The organism is Aestuarium sp. (assembly GCF_023253315.1).
GTDB classification, from domain to species: domain Bacteria; phylum Pseudomonadota; class Alphaproteobacteria; order Rhodobacterales; family Rhodobacteraceae; genus Marivivens; species Marivivens donghaensis.
The window spans coordinates 1-1,014 of the sequence record NZ_JALRGW010000105.1; the positions used below are offsets into that span (position 1 = coordinate 1).

Here is a 1,014-nt window from a genome sequence, read left to right on the forward strand (position 1 = left end):
AAACCTACAACAACATAAGGATTTGATAAATCAAATGTTACCACAACACCTTTTAATGATGACCCAGATTGAGAAGAAAAGTATTTAATGTCTTCCGTGTATGCCGCAAATAGAACTAATGCACCTAACCCTGCAGAACCTATTGCATAACCTTTTGTAACAGCTTTAGTCGTGTTTCCTACTGCATCTAGAGCATCAGTAGTTTTTCTAACGCTTTTTGGAAGTTTGGACATTTCAGCAATACCACCAGCATTATCAGTAACAGGACCATATGCATCTAGTGCCACAACCATTCCAGTTAATGCTAACATTGTAGTCACAGCAATGGCTATACCATAAAGACCTGCTATCAAATTTGTAGAGATAATTCCAACAACTATGATAAGTGCAGGAATAGCTGTAGCTTCCATTGAAACTGCCAAGCCTTGAATAACGTTAGTTCCGTGACCTGTAGTAGATGATTTTGCAACAGATTGTACTGGTCTATAATTTGTTCCAGTATAGTATTCTGTAATCCAAATTAAAAGTCCAGTGATAATTAAACCTATAACTCCACAGACATATAAGCTTAATCCAGTAAATTTAAGGTCTTTAATTGTATATGTTTTAGATAGTCCGATTACATAATCTGTAACTGGGTATAATACGATTAAAGATAAAATAGCAGAAACTAAGAATCCTTTATAAAGAGCTCCCATTATATTTTTCTTTTTTCCAAGTTTTACAAAAAAAGTTCCAATAATAGAAGTGAGCAAGCAAGCTCCACCAATGCTCAAAGGATATATCATCATTCCTAAATCATTGTGAAAGAAAATTGAAGCCAAAACCATTGTTGCAACAATTGTAACAGCATAAGTTTCAAATAAATCTGCAGCCATACCTGCACAATCTCCAACGTTATCTCCAACGTTGTCAGCAATAACAGCAGGATTTCTAGGATCATCTTCTGGAATTCCAGCTTCAACTTTACCCACTAAGTCAGCTCCAACATCAGCTCCTTTGGTAAAAATTCCT

1 protein-coding gene is annotated in these 1,014 nt (G+C 35.4%); it reads right to left on the minus strand.

What is annotated here, in order from left to right:
• Positions 1-974: sodium/proton-translocating pyrophosphatase (locus AC1QQ2_RS14420; RefSeq protein WP_479713665.1), on the minus strand; the 974-nt coding region annotated here is incomplete at its 3' end.
• Positions 975-1,014 lie beyond the last annotated feature (40 nt).